Origin of the sequence: Pseudoalteromonas sp. MMG013 (assembly GCF_018100885.1) — a bacterium.
Taxonomy (GTDB): domain Bacteria; phylum Pseudomonadota; class Gammaproteobacteria; order Enterobacterales; family Alteromonadaceae; genus Pseudoalteromonas; species Pseudoalteromonas aurantia.
In genome coordinates, this window is sequence record NZ_JAGJEE010000003.1 from 333,990 (window position 1) to 359,125 (window position 25,136).

At 40.2% G+C, this 25,136-nt stretch carries 17 protein-coding genes; 8 read left to right on the forward strand and 9 right to left on the reverse strand.

What is annotated here, in order from left to right:
* Window positions 1–586: 586 nt before the first annotated feature.
* Window positions 587–4,750 carry a hybrid sensor histidine kinase/response regulator gene (locus tag J8L98_RS04965; RefSeq protein WP_210995553.1) on the forward strand — a complete coding sequence of 1,388 codons (4,164 nt, stop codon included), beginning with the start codon at window positions 587–589 and terminating at the stop codon, window positions 4,748–4,750.
* Between the two features lie 482 nt (window positions 4,751–5,232).
* Window positions 5,233–6,267: an AraC family transcriptional regulator gene (locus J8L98_RS04970; RefSeq protein ID WP_210995554.1), complete on the forward strand. Its 1,035-nt coding sequence runs from the start codon at window positions 5,233–5,235 to the stop codon at window positions 6,265–6,267.
* A gap of 61 nt (window positions 6,268–6,328) precedes the next feature.
* On the opposite strand, the gene J8L98_RS04975 is transcribed toward J8L98_RS04970, so the two are convergent.
* The 4 genes from J8L98_RS04975 to J8L98_RS04990 form a co-directional block, all read right to left on the reverse strand.
* Window positions 6,329–7,177, reverse strand: coding sequence for a hypothetical protein (locus tag J8L98_RS04975; RefSeq protein ID WP_210995555.1), 849 nt, complete (start codon window positions 7,175–7,177; stop codon window positions 6,329–6,331).
* A gap of 34 nt (window positions 7,178–7,211) precedes the next feature.
* On the reverse strand, window positions 7,212–8,006 hold the full coding sequence (locus J8L98_RS04980) for a hypothetical protein (RefSeq protein ID WP_210995556.1): 795 nt from the start codon (window positions 8,004–8,006) through the stop codon (window positions 7,212–7,214).
* Between the two features lie 34 nt (window positions 8,007–8,040).
* Window positions 8,041–8,865 carry a hypothetical protein gene (locus J8L98_RS04985; RefSeq protein WP_210995557.1) on the reverse strand — a complete coding sequence of 275 codons (825 nt, stop codon included), beginning with the start codon at window positions 8,863–8,865 and terminating at the stop codon, window positions 8,041–8,043.
* A 546-nt stretch (window positions 8,866–9,411) separates the two neighbouring features.
* A complete protein-coding gene (locus tag J8L98_RS04990) occupies window positions 9,412–9,582 on the reverse strand; it encodes a hypothetical protein (protein WP_210995558.1) in 171 nt (56 codons plus the stop codon).
* Window positions 9,583–10,187: 605 nt separating this feature from the next.
* On the opposite strand from J8L98_RS04990, the gene J8L98_RS04995 reads away from it, so the two are divergent.
* On the forward strand, window positions 10,188–11,177 hold the full coding sequence (locus J8L98_RS04995; protein WP_210995559.1) for an FHA domain-containing protein: 990 nt from the start codon (window positions 10,188–10,190) through the stop codon (window positions 11,175–11,177).
* 173 nt (window positions 11,178–11,350) lie between these two features.
* Here the strand turns inward: J8L98_RS04995 and J8L98_RS05000 are convergent, their stop codons facing one another.
* From J8L98_RS05000 to J8L98_RS05020, 5 genes are all read right to left on the reverse strand, one after another.
* On the reverse strand, window positions 11,351–12,580 hold the full coding sequence (locus J8L98_RS05000; RefSeq protein ID WP_210995560.1) for a hypothetical protein: 1,230 nt from the start codon (window positions 12,578–12,580) through the stop codon (window positions 11,351–11,353).
* Window positions 12,555–13,967: an MBOAT family protein gene (locus tag J8L98_RS05005; RefSeq protein ID WP_210995561.1), complete on the reverse strand. Its 1,413-nt coding sequence runs from the start codon at window positions 13,965–13,967 to the stop codon at window positions 12,555–12,557. Before J8L98_RS05005 ends, J8L98_RS05000 begins: the two co-directional genes overlap by 26 nt.
* Before the next feature lie 200 nt (window positions 13,968–14,167).
* The gene (locus tag J8L98_RS05010) at window positions 14,168–15,727 is read right to left on the reverse strand and encodes a M56 family metallopeptidase (RefSeq protein ID WP_210995562.1); all 1,560 of its coding nucleotides are present in this window, start codon (window positions 15,725–15,727) and stop codon (window positions 14,168–14,170) included.
* A gap of 42 nt (window positions 15,728–15,769) precedes the next feature.
* Window positions 15,770–16,150: a BlaI/MecI/CopY family transcriptional regulator gene (locus tag J8L98_RS05015; protein WP_210995563.1), complete on the reverse strand. Its 381-nt coding sequence runs from the start codon at window positions 16,148–16,150 to the stop codon at window positions 15,770–15,772.
* 271 nt (window positions 16,151–16,421) lie between these two features.
* The gene (locus tag J8L98_RS05020; RefSeq protein ID WP_210995564.1) at window positions 16,422–17,690 is read right to left on the reverse strand and encodes a DEAD/DEAH box helicase; all 1,269 of its coding nucleotides are present in this window, start codon (window positions 17,688–17,690) and stop codon (window positions 16,422–16,424) included.
* 1,041 nt (window positions 17,691–18,731) lie between these two features.
* Here J8L98_RS05020 and J8L98_RS05025 point away from each other — a divergent pair.
* From J8L98_RS05025 to J8L98_RS05045, 5 genes are all read left to right on the forward strand, one after another.
* The gene (locus J8L98_RS05025) at window positions 18,732–20,246 is read left to right on the forward strand and encodes a S8 family peptidase (protein WP_210995565.1); all 1,515 of its coding nucleotides are present in this window, start codon (window positions 18,732–18,734) and stop codon (window positions 20,244–20,246) included.
* Between the two features lie 30 nt (window positions 20,247–20,276).
* Window positions 20,277–21,056, forward strand: a complete 780-nt coding sequence (locus J8L98_RS05030) for a Hint domain-containing protein (protein ID WP_210995566.1) — start codon at window positions 20,277–20,279, stop codon at window positions 21,054–21,056.
* A 65-nt stretch (window positions 21,057–21,121) separates the two neighbouring features.
* Complete coding sequence (locus J8L98_RS05035; protein WP_210995567.1) at window positions 21,122–21,907, forward strand: hypothetical protein; 786 nt, start codon at window positions 21,122–21,124, stop codon at window positions 21,905–21,907.
* Window positions 21,900–23,360, forward strand: a complete 1,461-nt coding sequence (locus J8L98_RS05040; protein WP_210995568.1) for a hypothetical protein — start codon at window positions 21,900–21,902, stop codon at window positions 23,358–23,360. The genes J8L98_RS05035 and J8L98_RS05040 overlap by 8 nt, the downstream gene beginning before the upstream one ends.
* Before the next feature lie 132 nt (window positions 23,361–23,492).
* The gene (locus J8L98_RS05045) at window positions 23,493–25,094 is read left to right on the forward strand and encodes a hypothetical protein (RefSeq protein WP_210995569.1); all 1,602 of its coding nucleotides are present in this window, start codon (window positions 23,493–23,495) and stop codon (window positions 25,092–25,094) included.
* Window positions 25,095–25,136 lie beyond the last annotated feature (42 nt).

Here is a 25,136-nt window from a genome sequence, read left to right on the forward strand (position 1 = left end):
CCTCACGATTTCACCAAATGGCAAGCACATCGCGTTTTATAGAAAGTACGATGATTATAAAACACGGTATATTTATGCCGCACAGATAGATGGCAACAATGTGTAAAAATATACGAATTTAAAAGTGTTGAGGTAGCGAGGTCTTTTGGTCAGCAGATGGAAAAGCGATGAATTCCAATGGTAGTTAGCAACGGAATAAGCACGATTTAAATAATTAACGTCAAAGTAATTTAGTAAAAAATTGATAGGTGGAAGCGCATTTAAAGCATGTGTTTTTCAGGTAAGTTAGATGTTCCACACTAGACAGTGGAGCAAAGGCACCATTGTTTAATGTGCTACTTTCTAGCCCAATTCATAGCGTTACGATCCCTTTTTGAAGCATTCATAGCAAAATCAAATACTAATTAAGCAAGTGCCAAGCGAGTTGTTTAATAGCTCGTGATTCAGTACAAGTTCACCAGCTGGCCTAAAAGCTTTATAAAATTTAATATCTTAAGGATAGAAATAGTTTACGATATAAACTAATCTAAGATTACTTGCGTTTCATTTTTCATGTGATGAATTACGGCGGCTTCAAAAACTTCTTATGAATAAACAGTTCACTTTAATCCGCATCATCGTATTGCTTACAACAATAGCGTCAACGTATTGTTTTGGCCAAATCCCCATGCTTGCGAATGAATATTCTGTGAAAAAGCTTACCGCAGAAGATGGCTTTGTGTCCTCAGAAATTTATTCGATTATTCAAGACCAACAGGGGTTACTGTGGTTTGGAACCGCAGAAAATGGGGTGATGCGATATGATGGACGTAAAGTCACCTTGTTTGAGTTCGATAGTACCAGTACTAATGGATTATCACATAATGATGCTGGCAACTTAATGCAAGATAGACATGGTAATGTATGGGTTGGTACCTGGGGCGGCGGTGCAAATCGATATGATCCACAAACGGGGCAGTTTGAGAATTTTTTGCATGATCCGAAACGCCCGGAATCATTATCTGCAAACCGGATCCAGTCACTGTATCATGACTTAGATGATTCAATTTGGTTAGGTTCTTATGATAAAGGGTTAAATCGATACCTGGGTAACAACCAGTTTGAGCACATCATCAAAGCCCAGCAAGGAAATTTAGGCTTGTCACATAATCGAGTCTGGGATATTGAAAATAATGACGTACATAGCTTATGGGTCGCCACAAGTTATGGTTTAAACTTGTATAATAAGACAACGCAAACCTTTCACTACTTCTTCCCGAATCCAGATAACAATACGCCCACAGGCGCGAATGAAATAAGACATATATTAAAAGCATCAAATGGGAAACTTTATGTGGGTACACAAAAAGGCCCTTTTATTTTTGAACCGACGGTAGGCCAGTTTACACAACTTGGTGTTGTGGGTGAAAGCCATTTAGGTCAAGTGAATTCAATGATTGAAGATCATGAAGGACACATTTGGTTTGTGACAAGTAAAGGTGTGTTTAGGTTGTCACATTTGAGCCAGAAAATAGAACAACTTGATCTTGAGCACAACAGTGGCCTACGCGTGATTTTTGAAGATAATTCGAAAACAATTTGGATCACAAATGAAGTGCATGGGATATATAAACTGGTACCACACCGAAAGTTTAAATCTATCAATAGCCCAGAGCTTGTTGCGCCTAACGGCATTATAACGGATGACAATGGTGATTTGTTAATAGTGACGTCATCGTCTGAACTATTTAAATGGCATACTTCAACACAAAGATTAGAACCACTTGCTTCTTCAATTTTTCATGCGCTCAATGGCTTTGACGAAAATAGATTATTAGAGCGACCAGTCTTATACCTCAGTGATGCCCACACATTATGGGTAGCGCAAGATGAAGGGTTGGCTAAATTTGATTTAGCAACGAAACACATCGAGTTATTAACATATCCTGATACTGAGCCGCATCATGAAGAGTTTCGAGAAATACGGGCATTGAATGTTGATAAACACGGCAAACTTTGGATCGGTACCTATAAGAATGGTGTTTACACTTATGATATTAAGAATAAGAAATTTAGTCACTTAGATGAAAAGCTTGGCCTGTCACACCCAGAAGTTTTGGAGATATACAAAGATAACGCACACAATATGTGGGTTGGTACCGGTGAAGGTGTTAATTTGTGGCTCGAAGAGCGTCATCGTTTTCAGTCTTTCATAACTAACAAGTACAAATCAGATAGTTTATTGGGCAGCATTGTCCAAGATATACATCAATCACGAGATGGTAATATATGGATTGCCACACAAAAAGGGCTGAATTTATATCAACCACAATCGCAGAGTTTTACCCATATAAGCACGGAACATGGGCTACCAACCACATTAATACGGGCCATTGCTGATGATAAAGAAGGTAATTTGTGGTTAACCACGAACAAAGGTGTTTCTAAGTACGCGCCGTTGACCGGTGATGTGGATAATTTCGACAGCCAAAATGGTTTGCTCGGGTTAAACTATTACCCTAGTAGTTTAATTAAGGGTAAAGATAATACGCTATTTACGAGTAGTCAGAGGGGAATAGAATACTTTAGTACCTTGCCCCTTGAGTCGAGTCAAAGTGAGCCTAACTTGATTTTAACTGGTTTTAGTAAAATGGGGCAGTCAGCAAAGCTTGGCATGCCATACTCTTATGTAACTGACATTGAAATATCTTATCTAGATTATATTTTCTCTTTTGAGTTCTCTGTGCTCGACTTTATTTCTCCTAGTAAAAATCAATACGCTTATAAATTGGTTGGGTATGATGATAATTGGATTGAAATAGGCAATAGAAATACGGCTTCATTCACAAACTTAGATGGTGGCTCGTATCAATTTCAGGTCAAAGCAACAAACAGTAATGGTAAGTGGGGAGAAAATATTCTCTCTATTAACTTGTATGTGTCACCGCCGCCATGGCTAACGTGGTGGGCATACTGTTTATATGCACTGATACTTGCGTCAATTATTTTTGTGGTTATTTACATGCGGACCCGTTTGCAAAAAGCGGAAATTATTCGACAGAAACAGTTTGTTGTGCAACTCGAAGAGCAAGTATCAGAAAAGACGGCATCACTCGAAACACAAGCGCGCGACTTGGCCGATGCGCTACAAGAAGCGGAAGCTGCGACACAGCTAAAATCAGAGTTTTTAGCCAATATGAGCCATGAGATCAGAACACCCATGAATGGTGTTTTGGGTATGCTAGACATTTTAAAGAACACTGAATTGACCTCAGAGCAAGCCCACTCGGTCAATATAGCCAGTGCAAGTGCACACTCCTTATTGACTTTAATAAATGATATTTTGGACTTTTCAAAAATCGAAGCAGATAAACTTGAATTAGAGTACATCGATTTCGATTTAAGAAAACTCATTGAACAGCTATCAGAATCAATCGCTTTGCCCGCTCAAAAAAAAGGGGTGGAGATCATCCTAGATTTAGCCGATATCCATACGCAACACGTTAATTCTGATCCCGGTCGTATAAGGCAAATTCTCACTAATATATTAAGCAATGCGATTAAGTTTACCGAGCAAGGAGACATTACCATTAGTGCGCAGCTTGAAGCCACGAATGATGCGGATCAATATGTATTTAAATGCCTTATTCGAGATACTGGAATAGGGATCCCCAAAGCGAAAATTTCCGCGTTATTTGATTCTTTTAGTCAGGTTGATACATCTACAACAAGAAAATATGGTGGCACGGGGCTCGGGCTCAGTATCACAAAAAGGCTGTGTCAATTGCTCAATGGAGATGTGACTGCATCAAGTGAAGAGGGGCTAGGGAGCTGCTTTACCATAACATGCTTGGTGAACAAAAGTACTGTTGAAGGGAAAGAAACCCCATCGTATGAGCACCTAAACCTAAACTTACTTATTGTTGATGGAAATGCCTCTAGCATTGATGCGCTTCGCAAACAGTATGAGCTGTGGGGAGTGAAAGTGTTTCAAGCAATGAATGCAACCGATGCCATACACATGTGTAATAAACATTCTACATCTAATGATTTGGCTAAATTCGATACTGTACTTTTCAATAACAACTTGCCTGACATGACAGGTGAATTGTTGGTGAAAGCGCTTAAAAAAGAGGAGAAGTACGCGAATTTAAAGCTGGTAATGATGACTCAGTTAGGTGAACAGTATGATACCAAAGAGATAGAGAAAAGTGGGGTGAGTAGTGTCTTTTCAAAACCAGCTACAGCTTTTGATTTACTTAATACCTTAGCGATCACCAATGAAGAGATCAAAGCTACTTTATCTGATGGGCACCAGAGCACACAACAAGCAACTCATGATGAGTTGGCAGTCAGTGATAATGAATGGGTTAAGCGGACTCATGTACTGTTAGTCGAAGATAATAAGGTCAATCAGCTTGTTGCATTAAGAGTGTTAAGTAATATGGGGTTAATAGCCGATGTGGCTGAGAATGGGGTGGAGGCATTAAGTAAACTCAAGGAGTCAAATGATACTCGTCCTTATACCGTCATTTTGATGGATTGCCAAATGCCTGAAATGGATGGCTATGAAGCAACAAAACATATCAGAGAAGGGCAAACGGGTCGTTATTATATGTCTATTCCAATCATTGCTATGACCGCAAACGCCATGCAAGGAGATAAACAAAAGTGCTTAGACGCCGGTATGGACGACTATATAACGAAACCAATAGATGCGAGCAATGTTTTGCAAGTCGTACAACATTGGGCTCATCAGATTCATGACTGAAGCGGTGACAGATTCTGGCTTACTTACTGGGGTTTATACCTAGTTAACCTCAGCTCTGGATAAGCGAATTTGCCCAATAAAGCTATTTTTCTCACTCTCGGCGTTGCTTTCATTTGTAATAGCCCGCTATTACGGCATAAAAGCGCCTTGATATTGAACGAAATATCATCATTGGATTGTACGTAAGTTTATTTTCAAAACATTTTCTATTCCAAAACCCTTATCCAAACCTGAGGTTAGTTAAATCGTTTGGCGTCTCACATTTAATGAGGGGAAAGCCATCGTGTCACTTTATAGCAATTCACTTTGTCTTAAGTTCAATTAAACGCTAGCGAACACATTCTTTTTAGTCATTAACGTATCGGGTTGGATTTAAAATGGGTATTTAAGAAATAAAAGTGAGGTTTTTTTGTAGCTGAAATGTAATTTATTTTGAGGTGAGCGGTCTAGTACGGTAATAAAGTCAAATAAGGAATGTTGAAATGTTACAGATTTTTATTGAAATTACTCGTAACTTTTATGTATTAACCCTATTGTTAGGCTGCTTACTTTGCTTTTTGCTATTAACAAATAAGTCTAAAACTCAAGCGTGCAGCTTATTAAGTGTGTGGATTCTAGTTTTTACCTTAGAACTTGTACAAGTTGCATTGATTTTTTTTAATGTTGTTCAATATAAGTCATACCTCACTTTTGACCCATTTTATGGCCCTTTGTTTTATTTGTATGCTAGATCTTTAATTCACAATACGCGGCTGTCTCATAACGACATATTTCATTTATTACCTATTTCAGCGTCTTACTTATTTATGTTTACATGGCCATTTTGTTTTGGTGTTGTGTGTGCTTTGGGCTACTCAGTGTATACGCTGATACACCTTAAACAGCCGATGTTTACGCAAGAGACTCGCAAAAACTTAATTTGGTTGCGTCGCTTGAGTCAATATCAATTGAGTACTTGGGTTATTGTTTTTGCTATGTTGTGTATCGATAATGTGTTTCCGGTGCCTTTGAGCAAATGGGTATCACTTGCCAGTTATATACCTATGAGCGTAGGCCTGTTTATTCTCACCTACCTTAACTTAACGAAACCTAATACAGTGCAACGCTTATCTTCGTTGGAGGATATAAGCAGCCCTCAAAAAAAGTTCAAATGTGCGGAGCACGCCGATTTAGTGAAAAAATTAACTTATGCGATGCAATCTGAAAAGTTGTTTTTGAATCCTCAATTGAGCCTTTCAGAACTGGCTGAGCATATTAAAATTAATAACACCGACGTATCTGCAACGCTTAATATATGCTTACAAATGAGCTTTTATGATTTTGTTAACCAATACCGCATTGATGAAGCTAAGCGGCTGTTATGTAAAAGCAGGTGTAAAATTTTGGCCGTTGCATATGACGCAGGGTTTAACAGTAAATCTAATTTCAATCGCTTATTTAAAGCGCATACGGGTGTCACGCCCAGTCAATATCGTAAACACAGTTGTGCTATTGAAAGTCCGCAGTTTGCTAATTAAAAGTACCGTTTAAGCCATACTGTCTTGTATGGCTTAAACGCACTTTTAGGAGTCTCGTTATTTACTGATTAGAGAAGAAATTAGCCCCTGCTCGATAGTCGTGCTTGCCTGTGGTACTGCGCTTTAGGCCGCCAGCGACAGTGGATAGTTCACCGTTTGCTTCGTTATATCGGCCACCAAGTACTACTGCGGCACGGGCTGTGGCTTTGTTCTGTGAGCCACCAACAACCACAGCAAGCTCACCGGAGGTTTCATTAAATTGGCCACCGCTAATAGCCGAAGCGCGCGCTTTTGCGGTATTGTGACGACCTCCAACAATACTGGCTAAATGCGCTTCGACATTATGAGACTCTCCGGCAGAAATACTGCCCCAGCTCACGCCAGCGGCAATGGTATTACCTGCGCCACCAAAAATGGTGCTGTAGTTACCATGTGCTTCATGGTATGAACCTGACAGCACTGTTGAAGCAATTCCATTGACTTGATTGAAGACACCTGCGACCACGGCAGAGCGGCTTGTTACTCGGTTATTCGCGCCTGCGATAATGGCACCCGTTGACTGGTAACTATGGCCATCTCCAATAACTAAGTTATGAGAGCCTGTATGAGAGTATGCAGGGGTTCCAGTGGAGGTATTAATAACGTTATAGCCAAGAATAAGGTTACCCAGTCCATTGGCTGAACTTGTGCCATCAGAGTTTTGGTGTGTTTTATTACTGCCATTGGCTAAATGCAAGTTACACCCATTGATCACAAGCGTGTTATCTACTTTGGTCATACATTGTAAAATTGCGCGTAACGCGTGCTCGCTTTGTATAGGGTCATGGCCATGGTCATGTGAGTTAGCCATTACACTGCCAGCTGTGATGCCGAGGCCAATAAGTACTGCGATTTTATGTAGGTTGAACATAATATTTTCCTTAAATTTTATTTATTTCGTTGCATTACTTTTCAGAAAAGAAATAACCGGCTTGATAGTTATCTCGGCCATGAACTGCGCGCTTTAGACCGCCACCAATGGTCGATGTGAAGCCATTAGCTTGGTTCGCTTCTCCACCTAAGATAGCACTGAGTTCGCCTGTTGCTTTATTGTTTATCCCACCAGTAATGCTAGAGCTTGGCCCAGTTGTGCTGTTTAATGTACCGCCTAAAATGACAGAGCTTTGTCCGGTTGCGATGTTTTGCTCACCTCCGAGTACCATTGAGAAGAAATTACTCGCTGTATTTCGTTTACCGCCAGCTATGACGGCAAAGTTATGCAGGTCTGGCGTGTGGTTTTCTTGGCCACCTAAAATGACAGAGAAGAGGCCTTCTGCGGTATTTGATTCTCCTCCCCAAACGGCGCTGTGAAAGCCTTTAGCTGAGTTGAACCGGCCTGCGACAGTCACTGATTCTGCAAGTGCGTTGTTGCTATCGCCTGCGACAACTGAACCAACTGATGTGTATTGGTGAAAATCACCAACGACGAGGTTATGAGAGCCAGTTTTTTGTGCGTAAGGGCTATCTGCTCGGTTGTAGCCTAAAATGACATTGCCTTTACTATTCGTTTCATTGTTACCATGTAAGCCGTTGACGACTTGTACATCACAACCTGTGACAACCAGGGTATTATGAACTCGGTCTAAGCATGAAAGAATGTCGATCAGGGCTGTTTGTTCTGCTTCTGTAAGGGCGGCATTGGCGGCCATTGAACTGGTTGACAGTGTAATAACAGCCGCTAATTTTGATAATTTAGTCATGGATATTTTCCTTTAATGTGGTCAGTGACGGTGTTTAGTTTTTTGCGTTAAAATGGCCAGCTCTGAATTCTTGCCATTCTGTGGTTTGTCTGTCAGCACCACCTGCGATGGTAGACTGAAATCCATCAGCTGCATTATTTTGCCCGCCCAGTACAACAGCTGCTTCTGCTGACGCTGAGTTAAATCGGCCACCCGCAATCACCACTTGTTGCTTGGTAATAACATTGTCTTCCCCCCCTAGGATATTGGCTTGTAATGCATTGACCACCTTATTGCGAACACCCCCAGAGATAGTACTGTATTGACCTCTTACCTCATTATGGTTGCCACCTAGTATCACCATATGCGCAGAGCTAAAATCAGAAATTGTATTATTATTCCCGCCAGCAATGCCGCTTAGTACGCCTTTAACGACGTTACCTAGACCGCCTGCGATGGTGCTTCGTTGGTAATGAGCGTGATCGATTGTGCCCGACGCTCCAGTGGCGAAACTTGCATCGCTTGACACTAAATTGTTTCTGCCAGCAATAAATGAGCCGTTACCTGTATAAGTATGGCCGTGTCCTAAAACGAGGTTATGTGAACCGCTTGCCTGCGGTGATGGGGCTGATGGGGCCGTTGCGCCATTGTTATACCCGATAATGAGGTTACCTGTACCGTTACCGGTATTGGTATCACCAGAACCATTTACAATTTGCAAGTTACAGCCATGTATATGGATGGTGTCATTGGATTGCGACATACACCCTAAAATTGCATCTAATTTGCTTTGCTGATCGGGCGTTAAATGATCTGCACTGGCATTAAGTGATGCAAAAGCAAGTCCTGCAAAAACTGTATATTTAGTAAACTTAGTCATATCTATTATTCCTGTCGTTCCTTTAGAAAGTACTCATCAATTATGCTTATTCGCTCAGTTAATGAGGCCATGTTGTATCGATGTGAAAACGTATTCTCGTTAACACCGGAATAAATTTAACGAAAAGATAAAGCATTGACGCCCAAATAAATTGGATAAGACCATTTAATTGAATAGACTTTCAATATATTGATTTTATTTATTATATTTTTTCATTACGGAGAGGTTAAAGTAGGTAAGACTTTACTTGAGACGTTTTTGGATTTTATTTAGCAAAAAAAGTGGAGTAGGTTTGAGTATGTTGACCTGTTAACGTTGCAAATGAAATCATCAGTAATGAAATAGTGGGGTAGTGGAGACTTTTTAAATATTGTCCATCTTAAATACGCAAAGGGCTCGATATTTGTTAGCTTTGTGTCAATACGAGTAAGCCAATATCTTAGAGTGCGGTTGAATCGAAGGCCTTATAGTTACAACACGGGCTATAGTGACTGAGGGCTACTCTACGGTTTGGAAGCTGAGAATGCAGCACCTGAGTAGTACGAATCACTGCGAGTCGGAAATATTTTTACTGAGGTTGCTTTGCCAAGTGTTAAATGCTTTGTCATTGCTATTACGTGCAGCGTTACCGCGTGTTGCACGGGGCGTCTGGTCAGTGGGTATTTTTGATCCCTCTTGATATCCGGTCATTGCCACTGCCAGATGATATGGCGTCACTTGAGTTGCCGTCAAAAGTTAAATCATAACAGCCGCCTGTTTGAATGGTGTTTTTACTAATTTGTACCGTATACAGTCATATTTGAGCGCGTGCCCGCTAATTTTAGGCTGAAAGATAAATATTTCATATGTTGATTTGATAGTGTTTCTTCAATTGTCATGGCACTTCTATTAATACCGTCAGAGCATAAGCTCCAAGACATTGCGTGAGAATGTGAGCTAATACACATCAAGGTTAAAGTTGACATAGTGAGCGAATGTTTATCTAGCATGCTTATTATATTTATGATGGATTGAATACGAGTGTAAGGTAAGGCGTAACTGTGCAAGCAATATCTATATAAATACATATTGGTAATATCGAAAACACATGGACATTATCGGTTTGGGGTAATAATATCCTCGACCGCCAAAACGAGCAGTATGACATTTGGTGTAACCGACGCCTCTATTGATATTTTTAGAGTTTTGAGCATAGCTTAGAGATTTAATTTCCAAGTTATGATTGTATTATTGCGATGTTGACTGGCAGCTTGTTAAGATCAATTTAAATGATAAGGCTTTGTTTTTTTTATTGAATACTTTCTATTTTAAAAGGGGGGGCTATGGCGTATTTGGTATCAAATCTGGATAGTACTAAGCTGTATTTAAAAGCATTTCACTGTATAGGCCGGCTGCATCAGTCAGTTGATAGCTGTGTAGATCATCCAGAGATATCAAGAATGCATGCGATTATTGAATGGCTTGATGAAAAGTGGTGGATTCGAGATGTCAGTAAGAATGGCGTATGGATAAATGATCTCAAGATTAACTCTAAGCAACCACAGCAATTGCAACTCAATGATACAGTCTGTTTAGCGAATGTTTCCGGCGCGACGTTTAAGGTCGCAAATTTAAGCAGCCCACAGGATATTTTAATTCCATTTTACGATGAAATTGAGCAAACGAATACAGTAGATGAAGAGTTGTTTTTACACCAATATCATCTATTACCGTCACAAGAGTGCCCCGATGTTGTTATTTATTATGATAATGTCGCTAAGCAATGGTGGTGTGAAAACATTGCGGATATGCAAAGTCGGCCGATCAGGGATGGTGAGCAGCTCAACATTGGTAGTACGAGTTGGCAATTGTTGCAAATAGTTAATAGGAGCACCGAAGAGACTGTTGATATAAGTGATGATTCAGGAAAAAACTTGAGTTTTGTTTTTCAAATAAGTCAAGATGAAGAAATGACAGAACTCAAAGTATATTGTGATGAGGAAGTCATTGATTTGGATGTTCGCAGTCACCATTATTTATCAGCTTTACTTGTAAGGTATAAGGCTGATATGGAGAAAAAAGGCATTTTACAAGGATGGGTGTCAATTGAAAGGTTATCGAGAGATCTCGGCATGGGTGAGAATCATGTCAATATCCAAATCCATCGAGCTCGCAAACAATTTGCTGATGCAGTGTCTTGTTTAGGCATAGAAGTACCTTTATTTATCGAAAGAAAAAAAGGGCATGTACGATTTTTTTCAGATAGATTTAAAATATTTAAAGGCAGTAAATTGGAGTTCAGTACTGATAGCCTCAAGCATTTATCATTGTAATATATGAATTGAATTTTTACGGTAAATAATAGAAGTACTACGAACAGTCATTACTTGTGATGGTTTAACAAGCACAGATAAATAAGTGAAGGCTATTACCTTCGCTCATGGGAAAGGTATTTTAAAGGCGGCTAAGAGACTGACTCACTTGAGTGAGTCTCTTTTTAATTAGATTATAGACTCTTAGCATATTCCTTCACTAAAAAGTCTGTATAAGCAATATCACCACGGTAACGGGATAGGTGTGTGGTGTCTCTGAACATATCAGGTGTGACGGCGCTAATATCTTGATGATTTTTGATTGTAATACCAGTTGCCTGTTCTATTTGCTGAATTGCTTGAGCTAAGCGGTGTTTGCCTGCTGCTGAATAAGTAATATAACGACTGTTTTTTGGCAGCATGACCACCTCAACAGTATTTGAAAAACGCTGAAAGTTTTTCACAATGTTAATAAAGCTTGTAATTAAGCGCGGCTCAAAATGCATGTCTTCAATGTCAGTGGTACGAATACGACTGAGACGATCATTTTTCATTTGGGCGTCAGTTTGTGTAACTGCGTAATACTTATCAAATACTTCAAGGGTGTGGGCTGCACGCTCTTCAGGAATAGTGCCAGCGCCTTGCCAGGGGTAATACCACTCTTCACCTTGGTAATTAGGATATTCTTTCTTAAATAATGTATTTAACTCACGACCTAATTTGCGACGTTCTAGGGTAACTTTCTCATTATCTTGAAAAACATCTCTTCTATATGGTGGAAATATTTCTCGTGCATAGTAGCTGGTGATCATCTCAGCAGAGACATGATTACGAATATACTTAATGTTGTATAAATGCACCCCACGAGTTAGGTCCTCACGTAATATGCGCCATAGTTCATCATTGTTGGCCAGCATTGTAATGTAGGAGTCAACAGTAAATTGAGCTCGATCCCATCGAGTAGTCGTAGCTTGAAAGGGGTTAAACTCAATGAGTGCCAGTTTTAATTGCCTATTTTTAGTGACAAATTGTTCAGCAATACGTCTTGAAAGTAAATCTTGGTAATAGGGGTTTAAGCCGCCAAAGCCAAAATTAAAAGAAGTGATGTTTTTCCCCATATTTTTTAAATCACGGTCAAACTTTCGGGGCGAGAAGCCAGCTCTTACCATAGAGGAGCCATAAAACATAACGAGATCATTTGGCTCGGCAATAATGTTTGGAAGGGCTGCTTTTGCCTGTAATACTCGGCCTAAAATTCCTTGTTGATTTGCGCCGTTAGCATCCAGTAATACGCGTACTAACCCCATAGCTGTTACCATAACTAACGTGATAGCTAAGGTTATTTTCATAAAAACACGTCGGCTTTGTACGGGGGTGCCGATGTTTGAGTTATCTTGATCAGAATTGGAAGTAGATAAATTCATTACTCGGTTCTCCTATTAATAAACACAGGGCTTGACCCACAATGATAACAAACCAAAATAGCCCGTTTTTGTTCTCTAATTTGTTAGCTGATTTAATAACATAGTGGTCCATAACATGAACCAGTAAAACCCATACGGTGGTTAGTGCGAAAATCAGCCATGCATGTGCGCCAAGTTCCGTTGCACTGCCGATGGTGTGTAAATTACCAATAATGGTGACAGCACTGTACATATCAGGCGCCCTAAAAAATACCCAACCAAGTAGAATTAAGTAAAAAGTGACGGCCCATTTTAGCAAACGAGTCGTGAACCGATTACTGTGATTAAAGCGAGTGAATAAAGGTTGACTGGCTAAGTAATGGGTTAAGGTAATAATTGCGCCATGAAATGCGCCCCATGCCACGAAAGTCCACGCTGCTCCATGCCATAAACCACCAAGCAACATGGTGATAAATATATTGCGAGTGCGTTGGTTATGCCGGTTACCACCCAGAGAAACATATAAGTAATCTTTGAGCCAACTTGATAACGAAATATGCCAGCGTCGCCAAAAATCCACAGGCGAAAGGGCAAAGTAAGGCACCCTAAAATTAAGGGGGATGTTAAAACCGAGTAAGATGGCAAGGCCGATTGCCATATCGGTATAGCCTGAGAAGTCACCGTAAATCTGCCCCGCAAAGGCAAGTACTCCGGTCCACATCTCTAGTGTGCTTAAAGATTCCTGGGCAGCAAATGCTTTGTCTGCGGGGATTGCGAGAATGTCAGCCCCAGTTTTTTTAATTAACCCAACAGTGATGAGCAAAAAACCATGCTTTGCTTCGTCCCATTTGGGCAGAGAAATTTTGTGCATTTGTGGCAAGATATGCTTAGCTCTGAGGATTGGACCAGCAACGAGTTGTGGAAAAAATGATAAAGCAGCGATGAACTCAACTAAGCCTTTACGCGGTTTTAAGTCCCCTCGATACACATCAATGGTGTAACTTAAGCTTTGGAAAGTATAGAAAGAAATACCAACAGGGAGCACCCATGACAGTGTTTCCAATGATGCGTTGTAGCCAATACTGGATAAGAGTGCAGCGACAGATTCGATGGCAAAATCAGCATATTTGAAGACCGCTAAAATGCCCAAATTAATGGCCACAGAAAGCATTAGCCAGCGTTTTTTATTTTTTTTGTCAAGAGAATTAGCCATAGCTTGGGCAATGAAGTAGTCGGCAATACCGCTACCAACGAGCAAAGGGATGAAGCTATAATTCCATGCGCCGTAAAAAACTAAACTGCTAATAAGAAGACAATAAAGTTTGGGGGTTTGTTTTAAAAACACAAAGCCATAAAATAAGATGAAAATACAAAAAAACCAGAAAAATAACGGGGTGTTAAAAATCATACAGACCTCCATTTTGTTGCATCTGGTTAAGACTATTTAAGAGGAAATACATACGAGTCTCTTTTTTTAGAGACGAGTCTGCTGAACCCAAGCATAAGTTAGGAAAAGAATTCTCGTCTTTAGATTTAATTGGGTGCTAAGTCAGCTCAGTATTTGAGTGACATACTGGGTATATGCTAGTGGTAAAATAACGTCCCTCGTTATTTGATGGCACCTTGGTCAATCAGGTAATCAGTGATCTTTTGATCACGAGACATATTCAATGGGCTTCGGATTTTATTCCCATCGGAGATACCCGTTTTAACGGATAGGTTCACATCGGCACCTTGGCTAACGAGTAAGCGAGTCATTTCAAAAAAACCTCTTCGAGTGGCATTAATTAAAGGCGTTTCGTCGCGTCGTACAACGGCATTGATATCTGCACCGTTATCAATTAAGAGTTGAGCAAGGTGAAGGTTGTTGGTCATCGCTGCATTAATGAGAGGGTTGCCGTCGCCATTTGATGATTGATCCACGTTGGCACCTAAATTAATTAATGCTTGCACCATTGCTTCATTGTTTTGCTTTACGGCAATAATGAGTGCCGTACCATCACCAATCGCAGGAATGTTAATATCAACGCCTTGATTTTGTAGGTGTTGAATTTGTGCAATATCATTGCGCATAACGGCCGCAATTAATTGTTCACCTTCGGTCGGGGGCAGCAATGAATAATGTAAGGCGTTTTGTCGCGTATCACTAATACTCACCTGCGGGACAAATGCTTGTGATACCTTAATGGTTGATGCTGATACAACAAAGCAAACCGCTAAAATACTGATGATGTTAGGCATCTTCATTTTTTTACTTTGAAGTACCGCATTAACACGGTTGTTGAGCTCTTTTTTTTGGCTAAATAATCCCATTGCTAATACGCTCCTGTTTTGGGTTATCATTAATTTTGCGCAATCAATCAGAGATTGTGCATATTGTTTGTTGTTATTGAGTTGCTTTACTGCACGTAAATCACACGCAAGCTCTCGGTCAATGTGAATGCGATTGTTTAATATGCGAATGACAGGACTCCACCAAAAAGCGATGGCGATAAACTCTTGAAGATAGTTAAACCATATATCATTACGTTGAATATGTGCTAGCTCATGTAAAATGATAGGGGTGAGCTGCTCAGTTGATAATTGAGTCACAATGTTTTTAGGGATAATGATTCTTGGCTTGATTAAGCCCACAACCATAGGTGAAGCGGCTTTTTTTGAGCTGTAGAGTTTAACCCGCGTTTTGGGGATTAAGTTACACACGTGAGCATGTTCGATGCCTTGACATGTTTTGAGCAATTGACGCGTGCGTATAAAAGACTGTAATACCGAAACGCTGCGCCATATACATCCCACTAGCCACACACAGACTAATAACGTTAGTATCGTACTGAATTGAAAGACAATCTCACTGGGCATATGCCACAGTGATTGATGAGTACTTGTTGGCACCGTGACGTCGTAATTACGTAAAAGAGTGATAGGGTTCGTGTCTGCATTTGTGGTTGAGTGTTCATCGATAATTTTGTTGTCAAATAATGAGCTGGTGGACAGTAAAGTAATAGGCACAATGGTGGAAGTAATAAAAGCACTCATTAATACCCAACTGCGCATTTCTGCGCTAGAGCGTAATACCTTATTTAGTATGAATAAAATGCAGATTAACACGCTACCAATGATAACGTGGTGCAACGCTAACGTGGTTAATAGAGTATATTGCGCTATCATCTGAAAGTCCTTTGATTAGCTGTAAATTGAACGAAAAGCGGATTAATCGTCGGCGCGATCAATGTGTTTTTGTAACTCGGCCAAATCATCTAATTCGATATCAGTTTCCTGTATTAAATGCTGAGCGAGTACTTCAGGCGAGCCGCCAAAAAACTTGTTTAACAAGGATGTGAGAGCACCCTTCCTTGCTTCTTTTTGAGTAATTTTAGGTGTATAGATAAATGCCTTTCCTTCTTTTCGAAAGTCGACATAATCTTTGTCTGCTAAGATTTTACACATGGTTTGTACAGTCGTATAAGCGGTTGCTTTTTCTTCACTGAGTGCCGCAGTGATTTCACGTACTGAGGCTTGCTCTTTGTGCCACAGAATTTCCATGATGCTTTGTTCACTGTCGGTAAGCTGGGTTGATTTTTTGCGGGCCATTTTATTTCCTACTAATTAATTAGTTTTAAGTACTATAGCGATAGCCTAAAAGTTTATCAACTAATTAATTAGTTTTTACTTCTAGAAGAAAAATATGAGAGGAGGGGTGAGGACGTTTTTCACCATGTCTACAATAAATACTCTGTAAAAGAGAGTTAATAGGTGACCGAGGTACAGTAAACTCATACTGTTCTAATCAGTATGAGTTCATGAAAGTGGTGTTTACGCTATTGATCATAAGGTTTCTAAGAAAGCCAAACTTACACCGGCCTTACTTTCTGCGCTTACGGCTCGATGTGGTATTTGAGCGGCTGTTACGGCCTGAAGATTTACCATTGCGGCGAGGCACAGGGTCCGCTTCGAAATTACCGTATTCATCATCGTCATATTTGACAACAGTAGCTTTTTTAGTGGGGGCAAATCCAGGAATAACTTCTTGGCTAAACGCTCGGTTGATCATACGTTCAATTGCGAGTAACTGTTTTTTTTCACTGGTACTCACGAGTGAAATAGCGAGTCCTTTGGTACCGGCACGACCGGTACGGCCAATTCGGTGTACATAATCTTCTGCGATATCAGGGAGATCAAAGTTGATGACACAAGGAAGTTGGTCAATATCAATGCCACGAGAGGCAATATCGGTCGCGACCAGGACTTTAATTTTACCGCTTTTAAACCCCTCTAATGCATGAGTTCGAGCATGTTGTGTTCTATTTGCATGAATAGATGCGGCGGGAATGTTCGCATGTTCTAATTGCGACACTAACTCATCAGCGCCTTTTTTGGTGCGACTAAAAACTAAGACTTGACGCCAGTTATTCGTTTTTATCAGGTGGATCAGTATTTCACTTTTACGTGCTTTATCGACAGGGTGTACTTTTTGCCTAATTGTATCTATGGTGCTATTTACAACATTTACTTCAATGAGTTGGGGGTCATTTAACATGCTACTAGCGAGTGTTTTGATTTCTTGTGAAAAGGTGGCGGAAAACATCAGAGTTTGCCGCTTTTTTGGCAATAAAGAAACAATGTGCGAAATGTCTTCAATGAACCCTAAATCTAACATGCGGTCAGCTTCATCTAATACTAATACTTCGAGTTGTGCAAAATTAATGGCTTTTTGGTTGTATAAATCAATCAAACGGCCAGGTGTGGCAACAAGGATGTCTAACCCAGCTTGAAGTGCAGCAATTTGAGGCTCAATCCTGACCCCACCAAATACCGCTGCAGAACGCAAATTCATGTGACTACTGTAATTCTCGACACTATTGGCGACTTGTGCGGCGAGCTCACGGGTTGGGGCAATGATCAACGCACGGACATAATTTGCTTGCACTGGGGAGCCATCAAATAAGCGTTGTATTACGGGTAACGTGAATCCAGCGGTTTTACCCGTGCCTGTTTGTGCTACTGCCATAACGTCACTCAAATTAAGTACTGCAGGAATAGCCTTTTGTTGTATTGGTGACGGGGTTGTATAGCCTTGTGCAGAAATAGCTGTGAGCAACTCGGTGCACAAGCCTAAAGAGCTAAATGACATAGCGATAAATTCCTTGAACTGAGTAAGGTGTCAGTTGGTTAGTAGAGTAACAATGGATACAAGAAGCAAAGCGGGTGTGGAGCCTCCTCGAAATAAACGTGAGAAGCATACGACCAAGTTACCCTTTTGACATTTTTGTTATGCTAAATGACCTTAAAATTAAGCGTAAATCTTTTGTGCTTTGCACAGAACTTGTGACGAAGTATCAGCGTTATGATAGCGGATCATAACGTGTTCCAACAGCCATTATTAGGGGCTGTTGATCTTTTTGGTTCATTTTTGCAGCAGTTTGATTGAATTTTATACAAGGCAGAGGCTGCGTAGCATGGTTATTCCATGTGAGTCAGCCGATAACTTAGTAGAAAAGCCAATCAAGCGCTGCCTACCGGTTCTTTTGAGCACCCCCTTTCTCTTTGTTGCTTAATATTCGCTTAGATCACTAGGCCACATATTAAGCGCCGCGATAAAAGCATGCTCAAAGAGAACAAAAATAGAGCAGCAAAGTTCAACAACCCCTAGTAACTTATAAACTAGCACACCTGTTTTTGCTTATTGCGTTACGACAGATGGGCAACGTGCACTTGCATGACCGCTAAAAATGAATGTTCTAGTCTGCAATTAAGTACTCACATCAATATGTCTTCAAAATACAACAAGTGGCCTAAGTAATAAATTATTCAACAATGTTCCCATATTGATCTTTATATTATTTTTATATTTAAATTGATTTGTTTTATGCATTAATGCTCATTATGGCTTTAATTTGTTGGGTTATTGGCTTTTACTATTTTTTACTTAGGAAAAAAGGATGTGATGGTGAAAAAATTCTTACTTTATTATGTTGAATTTATTAATTAAATAAAAACAGTGTTACTTTTTTGTTTGTTTTATGTTTATTTTTATTTTTTTATCTGTCAGGATTTTATTGCACCTCATTTAGGGAGCATGTGGATTGTCTCTGAAGTTTGTAGTAGCGATTATTACTATTTGTTCGGAGGGGTGTAATTAACATATATCTAACAATCACAATAAGGATAAATCATGAATAAATGGAAACTTACGCCTATCGCGCTGAGCCTGCTAACAGGTACCGTGTTTTCTGCTCAAGCAGCGGAGTTTTATAGCAATGCTGAAGGAACTAAGGCGATTGAACAGAGTTATATTGTTGTTTATAAAGTGCCACAAGTGGTTATTAACAGTGATAAACAAGCAAAGTCAGAATTTACAGCCAAAGTTACCGATAGACTCAGCGCTGAAATAGGTGTTGAAGTCCAACGCGAATATTCAGCAAGTTTATCTGGTGTGTCAGTTATCGCCAATCCAGACCAATTAGTTAAATTGCTAGCCCACCCTGATGTTGATTTTGTAGAGCAAAATGCGGTTGTTTCTGTACAGCCAATTAAGTCAGATTTTTCGATGTTACAAAATAACCCTGTTTGGGGTTTAGATCGTATTGACCAAAGAGCTTTACCATTAAATAACAAATATGAAGCGCCAAACCAAGGTTCAGGTGTGACCGCATATGTTATCGATACTGGTATATTGAATAGTCACGCTGAATTTGGTGGTCGTGCCAGCAGTGGGTATGACTTCGTTGATAATGATGGCAATGCATCTGATTGTAATGGCCATGGAACGCACGTTGCCGGCACAATCGGTGGCTCCGCTTATGGTGTGGCAAAAAATGTAAACCTAGTTGGCGTTCGAGTGTTGAATTGTCAAGGCTCAGGTACTTATGCAGGTGTTATTGCAGGTATTGATTGGGTTGCTAACAATGCCAATGGACCGTCTGTCGCTAATATGAGTTTGGGCGGTGGTAAATCGCAAGCAGTTAATAACGCTGTAACAAGTGCTGTTAATAAAGGGATTGCATTTGTTGTTGCTGCGGGAAATGAAAACTCTGATGCATGTGGGCGTTCCCCTGCAAGCACACCTGTGGCAATCACGGTTGCATCTTCTACTTCGAGCGACCGTCGTTCAGGGTTCTCAAACTATGGTAAGTGTATTGACGTATTTGGGCCTGGGTCTTCGATAAAATCGGCTTGGATAGGATCAAACAGCGCAACCCGTACAATTAGTGGTACATCAATGGCTGCACCACATGTAGCTGGTGTTGCTGCTTTGCAGTTAGCTAATGACCCTTCATTAAGTCCAGCTCAAATAGACAACGCTTTATCTTCTGGTGCAACGCCAAATGTGATCGGTGACGTAAAAGGTTCACCTAACAAGTTGGTATACGCCAAGCTAGATGGTAATGATGGCGGCTTGGTTAAAGTTATTAGTGGCGCTAAAAATGAAGATAAAGTATTCACTTATGATGTTCCAGCGGGTACATCACGGTTAAATGTCACTCTATCTGGTGGTACGGGTGACGCAGATCTATATCTTAAGCATGGTATTGCACCTTGGCCGCTAGATAACGACTGCGCATCAGAAAATCCAGATACTTCAAACGAATCATGTGTAATTAGTAACCCTAAAGCGGGCACATGGTATATATCCGCATATGGTTACTCTGCGTTTAACAACGTAACTCTTAAAGTAAATCATCAATAAAATTAGTTAATAGTTAAAAAGGAACTGAACATGAAAGTACTATCTTTATTTTTTGCTGCCATAGTGAGTTTGTTTGCATTCAATGCGAGTGCAACGATGGATTTAGCCGCATACTCTAACCGTGCTCAAGTTGATGCGGGTATAGCTGGGCGTTGTGTATATCAACCAATTTCTCAAAGCGAGTGTCACATGAGAATTGATTGGGCTGTCGATAATGGCAAGATTTCTCGTCGCGCCGCTGATTGGGGTAAAGCAAATGGCTTCTATCCAATCATTGACTTTTTTAGCCAAAATATTGCAGCAGTATGTAAGTGTGGTTGTTTTGAGCAAGATACACTTATTCGTGTATTGAAGGATGGTTCAATTCAAGACATTCGTGCAAAAGAGCTAGATAACTCATTTGGCCTTGTTGCGTTATCAGGCGAAGCAACTTTAAACGATTTAGGTACAGACTCGTTTGAAATGAAAACTCGTACTAAGGGTCCTGAAACTCCAGCTTTATATGTATTTACATTTGAAGATGGCAACGAGCTAAAAGTAACTCAGCACCACGGTATGTTGTTAGGTGACGGTACTATGATTTCTGCAAAAAATGTTAAAGCTGGTCAAACTATGCTAAATGCACAGGGAACTGAGCTTGAAGTAACATCAATCACTCGTGAGTTCACCAAGCATGATGTTTACAACTTTGAGACAAATGGCGACGCTAAAGCAAGCCACATCATTGTTGCAAATGGCATGTTTGTAGGTGACCTTACTTGGCAGAATCAGCTTCACGCTGACCTTGGTAAAGTAATTATTCGTAAGTAACCTTCTAAAGGTAAAGGGAACACAGGTTTCCTTTACCTTCCGTTACATTTATCTGGAGGTTTAGGATGGGTACAAAAAGGATTATTCTATCGGCAGCATCGATTTCAGTGTTCGTTGGAGCCGTATTTTATTATATGGGCGATGTTGAGCATAGTGAACTAAGTAAAAAAAATGATAATGCAGTACAATCTTTAATAACAACAAATACAGCCAAGCTTGAGCAGATTGGCGCAAAAATTAGCGACAAAATCGATTCTGAAAAGCCTTTACCAAAAAGTGGTGAAGTTAATACAAAAGAGCGTATGTTAATTGCTTTCGAACGTATGCAAATGTCTGTTGGAAAATTTAATTCATCTGCTTTTATGAAAGCTGAATTACAAGAGCTGTTAAAAGATTCTAATACCGTCGACATTGCAAAAAATACCCTGCTGAATTTAGAAAGCGCGAAGCAGAACTTTGGTGAAGAGCAAGCTTTAGCCCGAGTCTATTCAATCAAACTGCTTGAAGAATTGGCAAATCAGGGCGAGCCGTATCAGCTATATGATACCACGGTTAAGCTGGCTGAAGTACTTGACCAGCAAGCCTTAGATAATCAAGAATTTCTGAAACGCCAAGATTTAGACTTAGAAGAGTTGGTGCATGCTTCGATTAATACGTTTGAAGAAGCACAGGTACTTGACCATCCTGAAACAGTGATGACTGAGCTCGGCTACAGTGATGAGCAGCATGATCGGGTAAGGAAGATATATGCAAATATTTTTGGCTCAGTTTTTCTAAGAAACTCCAGTATTGATGAGTCTATCGCACGCGTACAAGCATTATTTAACAAACAAGGATCTAGTAATGGTTAAGTTATCAATAGTGAGTGCATTGATGTTCGGCACTTCTTCACTGCCAGCTCTTTCATTTTCTCATCCAACTAAAGTATTCAGTGATGAGTATGTAACGCAAACAGTTGACTGGATATCGCAAGAGGGTATTCAGTGCGGTCAAAATACGCATGCCATGTGCGATACTACCCATGTTGAGTTCAATGATGGCGCACATGATCCAGCACGCGTTGATAGCCGTCAAACGGTATTAGTCTTGGACTCGGGCATGGACTTGGCAAGTGTTTTAAGGTATCGCAGTCGGATCAAGGCACATTATAGTTATGATGTGTCATCACAAACATTTGTTGAGAGTAACCCAAGAGTTGCTATCTCCAAGTTGGGCAAGAAGTTATTGACTGAGTTAGATCAATTTCAATATACAGATTTCAATACTCAACAGCAGAAGCCTGGTTTTTTGGCTTCAGCATGGTTAAGAGATTTAGCGCTCGCATATGGTGCTGCAGCGCCTGCGGATACAGCTGATCATGTGACTGGAGTGACACATTTTAGTCATGGCTCTAAAGTGCTTGGTTATTTGGCTCAGCATAACCCTAAAGCGGAGTTTGTATTAATTGATACAGCGAGCTTTTTACCGCTGTTGCAACATAAATCACTGGTGTGTGATAAAGATCATGATGCGCTTTCATCTTATATGCAAACTGCTGCAAGCTCGTTACGAACAGACGTGATAGATGAGCATGGTGTTGAGTATGTTAATTATTCTGGCGGTTTTACACGTTCACACGTACAACAAGCGTGGCAGCAAAATGAGTGTTCCGGTAGTTTGTCAGACTCTCGTGCGAAAAAATTGTTGGAGTCTTTGAAGCCGGTTTATCAAACTTTGTTTGAGTCACCCAAGACACTGGGAATTCAATCAGGAAAAAGGGACACGAGCAGTAATGCTGATGCATTAGATGTTATCGAATATGTGAATAGAATTCGAGTTCAGCCTTACACAACCGAAACCTTCGATACTAATGTTTCTGTGTATGGCGACTCTGGTTGGCAACACGTGTTCGATAAATTTAAAAGTGAATTTGATGGTAATCAAAGCATAGATATGTACGTCAACTTTGGTTATGGTCGTGTTAATTTTTTCCAACGTAATCAAACACCTAAAATGACTTCTGATATGTTTGGCATGCAGTATGCTCCTGACTGGGCTTTATTATCCTCGTCTTGGGCAGCGCCAGTTGTTACTTCACATGCAATCAATACACAAAGTAAAGTTTATGAGGTCAATCCTCATGCAGTATTTTCACCTAGTTTGTTGAAAAATCAATTGATTTCATACAATTGCTATAACTATGGTGGTTATTACTCTTGGAGTTTGTACCAATTTATTCGAAACGGTTCGAATAAATGCAGAATTCAAGATCCCCTTAAGCATCGCTCAGATGAACTAAACCGACTGGGATATTTAGCTCAGTAACAATAAATAACAATTGTTATATTTTATTGTGCTTGGTGTTAATATATATTATTCGTAGCTGATCATATTCAGTTACGAATAATTCATGATAATTTGTCTATCACTGAGTGAACTTAATGTGGAAGGAGTCCTATGATAAAGTTACAACTTAGAACAGCTGTAATCGCCCTCGGTGCAGCCTCAAGTATTTTCCTTTTTGGGTGCGGCTCGTCATCTGATAATGAACTCCCACAGCCTCCTGTAGCGGAGCTGCCGGACCCAGTAGTACCACCAACAGATCCTGTCGTACCGCCACCAGAGCCACCACCGGAACCGATAGATCCTATGGTTTCTTTACAGGCACTTAAAACTCAAAGTGAAGGTTATATTTCAAATAAAAAACAATGGTTTAGTGATGAAGCGGTTGATTGTAGAGTAGACCCCACTGAACAACATGAACTGTGTACGGTTGAAAGTATATCTTTTTCTAATGGCAGCTTTGATGAAGTAAGAACGGATAATAAGCAAACGATTATGGTATTGGATGCAGGGATGGAGTTTCAAGCCATTTTGCGCTATCGCAGTCGAATTAAAGCCTACCTTAAGTATGATGTGCAAAACAAGGCGTTTATTGAAAGCAATCCTAGTATTAAAGTGACTAAAGTGGGTCAACAGTTGATGTCACAACTAGATACCTTTACTTTTGAGGACCCTAATCAAAATGGTGCGATGGTTCCGGGCTTTATACCTGCTAAATGGTTAGAGGAGCTTGCGAAGGTTTATACAGAAAAGGTACCTAGTGACATCTTTGATCCCGATACCAATATGATATATGCGACACATGGCACTATGGTGCTAGGGTATTTGGCGGAGCATATTCCTAAAGCTGAATTTGTGTTAGTTGACACTGCGAGCTTTTTACCATTTCTGCAGCACAGTGATTTAATGTGCAATAAAGATAGCAATGCATTGCTGTCATATATGCAAAGTGCAGCGGATTCTCTTAAAGCAAACGCGATTGATAAGTATGGTGTTAATTTTGTAAACTTCTCAGGCGGTTACACACAAGATCATGTAACGAATGCCTTTAATAATAAATGTGAAGGTACGTTGCAAAGTGGTGAAGCAACCTCCTTATTATTGGCGGTTAAACCTGTATACGATGTGATGTTTAGCTCAACGGATGTGTTGGGTATTCAAGCTGGAATAAGAGGGGTTGATGAAGTGAGTAGCGTGTTAGATACCCTCGCTTATGATAACCGTGTCAGAGTCGCTTCTTACACAACAGTTGAGCAAGACTCCCCATTGGACAATGATGGAAAAGTTCAGTGGCGGGACGTTTTTAATAACTTTAAACAACACTTTGGTGGGCATGAGCATATAGACTTGTATATAAATTTTGGAATTAAAGGGTTTAACTCTGATGTGACCAATAGCACACCTAAAATGATATCTGATGTTTTTGGTATGCGTTATGCGTCAGAGTGGGAGCTGCACTCCTCTTGGGCGGCGCCGGTAGCAACCTCTTATGCTGTGTATCAACAGAGTAAACTCATATCAGAAGATGAGCAGTGGCAATTTCAGCCAAGTGATATTATTCGGAATATGATCCCACTAGCATGTATGAAAAAAGATGATGATGTGGCGGATGTTTTGAACTTTATTCGAGATAATGGGGCATGTCGCATCCAAGATCCGCTCAAATTTAAAGGAGATGAGTTAAACCGTCTTGGGTTCTTTTCTCTCTCAGAGTAACTTCTAAGTTGAGAGCTTTGATGTGCACAAAGCCCTCGACTG

What these genes read in the sequence shown, in the direction of transcription:
- J8L98_RS05035 (WP_210995567.1), top strand. Translation starts at nt 21,122, where the DNA reads ATGGGTACAAAAAGGATTATTCTATCGGCAGCATCGATTTCAGTGTTC.
- J8L98_RS04970 (WP_210995554.1), top strand. Translation starts at nt 5,233, where the DNA reads ATGTTACAGATTTTTATTGAAATTACTCGTAACTTTTATGTATTAACC.
- J8L98_RS05040 (WP_210995568.1), top strand. Translation starts at nt 21,900, where the DNA reads ATGGTTAAGTTATCAATAGTGAGTGCATTGATGTTCGGCACTTCTTCA.
- J8L98_RS05010 (WP_210995562.1), bottom strand. Translation starts at nt 15,727, where the DNA reads ATGATAGCGCAATATACTCTATTAACCACGTTAGCGTTGCACCACGTT.
- J8L98_RS05005 (WP_210995561.1), bottom strand. Translation starts at nt 13,967, where the DNA reads ATGATTTTTAACACCCCGTTATTTTTCTGGTTTTTTTGTATTTTCATC.
- J8L98_RS05015 (WP_210995563.1), bottom strand. Translation starts at nt 16,150, where the DNA reads ATGGCCCGCAAAAAATCAACCCAGCTTACCGACAGTGAACAAAGCATC.
- J8L98_RS05045 (WP_210995569.1), top strand. Translation starts at nt 23,493, where the DNA reads ATGATAAAGTTACAACTTAGAACAGCTGTAATCGCCCTCGGTGCAGCC.
- J8L98_RS04995 (WP_210995559.1), top strand. Translation starts at nt 10,188, where the DNA reads ATGGCGTATTTGGTATCAAATCTGGATAGTACTAAGCTGTATTTAAAA.
- J8L98_RS05030 (WP_210995566.1), top strand. Translation starts at nt 20,277, where the DNA reads ATGAAAGTACTATCTTTATTTTTTGCTGCCATAGTGAGTTTGTTTGCA.
- J8L98_RS04975 (WP_210995555.1), bottom strand. Translation starts at nt 7,177, where the DNA reads ATGTTCAACCTACATAAAATCGCAGTACTTATTGGCCTCGGCATCACA.
- J8L98_RS04985 (WP_210995557.1), bottom strand. Translation starts at nt 8,865, where the DNA reads ATGACTAAGTTTACTAAATATACAGTTTTTGCAGGACTTGCTTTTGCA.
- J8L98_RS05000 (WP_210995560.1), bottom strand. Translation starts at nt 12,580, where the DNA reads ATGAATTTATCTACTTCCAATTCTGATCAAGATAACTCAAACATCGGC.
- J8L98_RS05020 (WP_210995564.1), bottom strand. Translation starts at nt 17,690, where the DNA reads ATGTCATTTAGCTCTTTAGGCTTGTGCACCGAGTTGCTCACAGCTATT.
- J8L98_RS05025 (WP_210995565.1), top strand. Translation starts at nt 18,732, where the DNA reads ATGAATAAATGGAAACTTACGCCTATCGCGCTGAGCCTGCTAACAGGT.
- J8L98_RS04980 (WP_210995556.1), bottom strand. Translation starts at nt 8,006, where the DNA reads ATGACTAAATTATCAAAATTAGCGGCTGTTATTACACTGTCAACCAGT.
- J8L98_RS04965 (WP_210995553.1), top strand. Translation starts at nt 587, where the DNA reads ATGAATAAACAGTTCACTTTAATCCGCATCATCGTATTGCTTACAACA.